At 42.7% G+C, this 5514-nt stretch carries 5 protein-coding genes; 2 read left to right on the plus strand and 3 right to left on the minus strand.

The annotated features are described in order from the left end of the window. Positions 1-1735 (plus strand): DNA translocase FtsK (locus tag A3761_RS20200; RefSeq protein WP_156491985.1); only part of this gene is annotated, 1735 nt, incomplete at its 5' end. Positions 1736-2029: 294 nt separating this feature from the next. Here the strand turns inward: A3761_RS20200 and A3761_RS20205 are convergent. From A3761_RS20205 to A3761_RS20215, 3 genes are all read right to left on the minus strand, one after another. Next, complete coding sequence (locus A3761_RS20205; protein ID WP_068511497.1) at positions 2030-2617, minus strand: ABC transporter substrate-binding protein; 588 nt, start codon at positions 2615-2617, stop codon at positions 2030-2032. 69 nt (positions 2618-2686) lie between these two features. Further along, a complete protein-coding gene (locus tag A3761_RS20210; protein WP_068552638.1) occupies positions 2687-3049 on the minus strand; it encodes a response regulator in 363 nt (120 codons plus the stop codon). A gap of 14 nt (positions 3050-3063) precedes the next feature. Beyond that, positions 3064-4893 carry an ATP-binding protein gene (locus tag A3761_RS20215; RefSeq protein WP_068552639.1) on the minus strand — a complete coding sequence of 610 codons (1830 nt, stop codon included), beginning with the start codon at positions 4891-4893 and terminating at the stop codon, positions 3064-3066. 428 nt (positions 4894-5321) lie between these two features. Here A3761_RS20215 and A3761_RS20220 point away from each other — a divergent pair. Next, a partial coding sequence (locus tag A3761_RS20220; RefSeq protein WP_156491986.1) for a hypothetical protein occupies positions 5322-5514 on the plus strand: 193 nt, incomplete at its 3' end.

Genomic DNA, 5514 nt, shown 5'->3' on the forward strand with positions numbered 1-5514 from the left:
AGGCAAACAACCATATTCTCCAGTAGATTCCGAGCTTGAACAGTCGCCGCCTATTCAGGTCAAAGCGGGTACCAAGGCGCAAGGCAAAGCAGATGATGTTGAGGTTGCAAGTGATGCGTCTAGCGAAACGAAGTCTGGAATTAAAATCTCACCTTTTGTTAAGAAGAGCAAAGCAAGTAAGCGCTTGGAAGATGAAAAGCAGGGGAGTTTGTTTATTGCTTCAGAGGGTCCTTTACCGTCTATATCTTTACTTGATCCTGCAGAAACTAATAAAAAACTCGGCTTCTCCAAAGAGATGCTCGAGCATATGTCTAGGCTACTTGAAGAGAAGCTGGGCGACTTTGGTGTCAAAGCGGAAGTTGTAGAGGTTAATCCCGGCCCGGTGATTACACGTTTTGAGATTCAGCCAGCCCCCGGTGTAAAAGTTAGTAAGATTTCTAATCTAGCGAAGGATCTGGCTCGTTCTTTGGCAGTACTTGCTGTCAGGGTGGTTGAAGTTATCCCTGGTAAGTCAGTAGTTGGTATCGAGATACCAAATGAGCACCGAGAGATTGTCCGCTTTAGCGAAGTTTTGCTATCTAAGGATTATGATGATGCAGAGTCACCGGTTACCCTGGCGTTAGGAAACGATATTGCAGGCGACCCGGTCGTTACAAACTTGGCGAAAATGCCGCACTTGCTGGTAGCCGGTACGACGGGTTCAGGTAAGTCGGTTGGTGTTAACAGTATGATTCTAAGTATGCTGTTTAAAGCACAACCTGATGAAGTGCGTTTTATCATGGTTGATCCAAAGATGTTGGAGCTTTCAATTTATGATGGTATACCGCACCTATTAACCCCAGTGGTAACCGATATGAAAGAGGCTGCGAATGCTCTGCGTTGGTGTGTTGCCGAAATGGAGCGCCGTTATAAGTTGATGGCTTCTTTGGGCGTTCGTAACATTGCAGGCTATAACCGAAAGGTTAAAGAAGCTATTGAGCGCGGCGAGCCCATGAAGGACCCTATCTGGGTGCCAGATTTACACCTAAGAAATGAAGAAAGTGACCGTCCGGATCTTGAGACTTTACCCTTTATAGTGGTAATTATTGATGAGTTTGCCGACATGATGATGATTGTTGGCAAGAAGGTCGAAGAGCTAATCGCGCGTATCGCACAAAAAGCAAGAGCCGCCGGTATCCACCTTATTCTCGCAACTCAGCGTCCCTCAGTTGACGTCATTACCGGTTTGATCAAAGCAAACGTTCCTACCCGTATATCCTTCCAGGTATCATCAAAGATCGACTCTAGAACCGTATTGGACCAGGGTGGAGCAGAGCAGCTCTTGGGTCACGGTGATATGCTATATATGCCACCAGGTAGTGGTGTGCCAATTCGTGTTCACGGTGCTTTTGTTGATGACCACGAAGTTCATAAGGTGGTTGAAGCATGGAAAGAACGCGGGCAACCTAATTATCTTGAAGAGGTTCTATCTGGTGGCGATAGCTCAGACCCCGCGGTAGCAGCCTTTGCAGAAGAAGGTGGTGGAGACAACGAACAAGATGCCTTGTTCGACCTGGCTGTAGCATTTGTTACGGAAACCAGAAGAGTATCTATCTCCTCAGTGCAGAGAAAGCTGAAGGTAGGCTATAACCGAGCTGCAAACCTGGTTGAAGCAATGGAGCAAGCTGGTGTTGTCAGTGCTGCCGGCCATAATGGATCTAGAGAAGTCCTCGCACCGCCTCCACCCAAGGACTAGAATCTATACTTTTCTGGTCGAGACAAGTTTTCTGAAGATATTCAGTAACCAGCGAATAGCTAAAAAGCCCCTTATCGAACTTACTATAGGGTAAGGGCTAATATTTGACCTTAGACCCAGATAGGATACAGTTATCTACTGTAACCCATGCTTTTCTAGGATCGCTTTTATTTCCCCCGACTCTTTGAGTTGTTTCAGACCATCGTTAAAATCATTGAGTTTTATTTGGTAGCCAGGCGAACTTCTTGAAAACATCAAGTATTGCGGATCTTTTTTTAGCGGTGGCTCAAGTGATTAGAGTTGATTTGCCATATCAGGAATTTGCGTTTTAATGATGTAATTTCCTAGTGCTTTATCTACTAATACTAAATCTATTCGGGAAGCAGATAATTTTAATAGGTTCTGTTTATCTGTCGTTACGGGGGCGAGGGTTAGGCCTGCTTCATCGAAGCCTGGTGGGTTGGCGTATCCGCGAACAACGCCGATGGTGTAGGGTTTTAGATCTGAATAACTTTGATAATTGATTTGAGCGTCTTTGCGTTTGAATAAAACTACTTTATTTGCAGGGAGCTCTGCAGAATAGGCGAAATCTTTTTCTCGATCTTTCCTGTACCAGGCGGTATAGATACCGTCGAATTTACCTTCTTTGGTCCATTCTAGCGCTCTAGACCATGGCAGTTGTTCTTTCGTTACTTTGTAATTTTTTAATTTAAAAGCAGCTGAAATGATTTCACTTATAGGGCCTCCATTCTCTAGAGTCTTTCCGTAGTAGGGTGGGTAATCAACGTAAGAAAGGGATACCTGTTTTTCGGAAGAATAAGCAAGGGTTGCTGTAAGTAGCCCCAATAATGCTAAATTTGTAGAGAATAATAAGCTTTTCATAATTTCTACCTAATCACGCTTGATTTATAAGTTATAGTTAATAGCTCGCTTAATATGCTAACCGTTCTTTTATAACCAGTATTGTAGTTTTTCTAACATTTCTTCTGGTGAAAAAGGTTTTGATAAATAGTCGTTCATACCCGCTTCGATACACTTGTCTCGATCGCCTTTCATCGCGTGAGCTGTCATGGCGACCACTGGTATTCTTGTATAATGTTCACCCGCAGACCCTTTTCGAATTTTTCTAGTCGCTTCGTAGCCATCCATAATTGGCATTTGGCAGTCCATTAATATCAGGTCGAATTGTGTATTACTTTCTTTCAATATTTGAATGGCTTCCTGCCCATTATTAGCGGTGGTGCAAGGGTAGTTGTTTTCATCAAGAATCACTTCGGCTATCAATTGGTTTGTTTTGACATCTTCTACCAACAAAATATTGAAACTGCCTAGAGAGGCTTTGTTGTCACGTTCTCGTGGCTCAAGTGTGTTGATGGCTTGTGGCGTTTCCCAATATCTAATAATAGCTGAACGGTAAATGTGCTGCCGCATCCTAATTTACTCACCACGTCTACGTGACCTCCCATCATTTCAGATAGTTCGCGCACGATAGTTAAGCCTAAACCTGTCCCGCCATACTTACGTGTGGTAGAGCTGTCCTCTTGTGAGAAAATATCGAAGATTGTGCCGAGTTTTGCTTGTTTTATACCTACTCCAGTATCAGTAATACTAATACTCACTTTTATTTTATCGCCAACTTCTAAGGTCGAAGCGGTCATTTTGATAATGCCTTGTTCGGTAAACTTTTCTGCATTGCTGACTAGATTCGAAACGATTTGCTTAATTCTATTCGGGTCACCTTTTAAATACTGATGAGAAATGTCTGTGCACTGGAGTTCAAGCTTGACGCCTTTCTTTTCAACAGTCCCTTTCCATAAGCTTTCTTGGTGACGAAGAAGCTCAGAAAGGTCAAAATCGATATATTCGAGTTTTAGCTTGCCAGCTTCTATTTTCGAAATATCTAATATTTCGTTTAGTAGTGACAGTAAGGATTCTGCGCTAGAAAGAGATAGTTCAGCCTGATCTCGCTGCTGTTCGCTTAGATCGCTACCTAGTAGCAAGTGGAGCATACCCATAATGCCGTTCATGGGAGTTCTGATCTCGTGGCTCATGCTGGCTAAAAACTCGCTTTTAGCAACGTCTGCAGCCACGGCTTTTTGTTTTGCATCTACAAGGTCTTGATGAGCCCCTACCTCGGCATCAATGTCCTGCACTGAACCATACAAACGAAGGCAGACTCCATCTTCAAACTCTGCTTCACCGGTACTAGTGATCCAAATATGATGGCCTTTATGTGTTTTTACTTTTAACTGTTCAGCCCAAGGCGTGCCGGATCTGATGGCTTCGAGTTGGAGTGCTTCAAGTTTCCCCATGCTTTGTTCGGGATAGAATTGCTTGATAGAGTCGGGCGTGGGAGTGAAGCTATCGTCTACCTCAAATATCTCTCTCGTTTTTGACGACCAGGTTAGCACTTTACTTTGAACGTCATATTCCCATGCGCCTATTCGTGCCTGGCTGCTCATTGCTTCTAGTAGACTACTCTGTCGCTTAAGCATGCTCGTACGTTTGCTGACAATGTCTTCAAGATTTGAGTTAAGCGAAAGCAAGTTGTTTTTCGATTTATCAAGACGCTTTTTAAGTGATGTGAATACATTATCTAAGCGCCGTAATTCACGGCTATCAAGCCCGGGGTGTGAGAGTTCAGCAGATAGAGTTGGCCTATCGTCATGTATGTTGTCAAAGTCAGTTGTTTCCATCTTAATCAGAAACTTATCAAGTGCTTTAACTAGAAACTTGTTAAACGCCCACAGAAAGAGTATCCATAGCACAATTGACTTAATAACAGCGTTCACCAAAATGAATAGAAAATTGTGTTTAACTTGGTCTATTACTATGTCTCTGCTTGAAAACAAGTAAAGTGTACCCATTTTACGTCCATCGTAGCTCACCTCGAATTCTTGATAGAACTTATTTGCCCAGCTGTCTTTATCTACGTTCTCTTTGGGGCTATTTCCATCGACGAAAATCTGTTTCGATTCTGAATCTATCAGCAGGATTCCTGAAATATCGGCAAGCCCTAATACCCCCTGGAGCGTAGCTTCAAGTTGCTCCATATCATAATTCCACCAAGCTGTGGCAATAGACTTTCCAAAGATCGATTGGTAGGTAATAAGGTTACGGTCTATGCGTAACTTTTGTTGCTGGTACTCGTTATACATATGTACAGCAGTGATCACCAAAGTAATCAGCAATTAGAGTGAAAAGACAACTCTTAGAAGCCTTACACCCAAGCTGTAGCCCTGATTGTTGGCTTTGTCGCCATCGTTCAAAATGATCACCATTGTTAGAAGTGGAAATATCTAAACCACTGATCCTCAAGTGTAGTTTAATGAGAGAAGATCGCTAGTGGGTGAGTGATTCTGAATCAATTTTTGTGGCTCTAGATATGCCGATATGTAGTGTTTTAAGTGGTGAATAGGGGCTGAGCGTTTAGAATTCGGGTTGTTATCTATGCAAATAGCCAAGATGATAAGATGAACAACAATTATCTTTTCAGCTTTGTTTCATGTGTTAAAGTTGCGTTCTAGCGAAAGGCTTACGCTTATTTAGGGTGTATACGCCTTGTATTACTTGTTATGGACACACTATGTATAGATTTATTTTCTTCTCCGTTTTATCTCTTTTTACCTGTTCAGTTTATTCAGCACCTGAAACGCAAGGCTCTGCACTGGATGAGCTTGTAGAGTCTCTGAATAGGATAAAAACTCTTTCTGCGACTTTTGTACAATATTCTGTTGATCAGCGTGGTGCACGTATTCAGGAGTCTAAAGGTGAGCTTA

The sequence above is a fragment of the Oleiphilus sp. HI0123 genome, assembly GCF_001635315.1.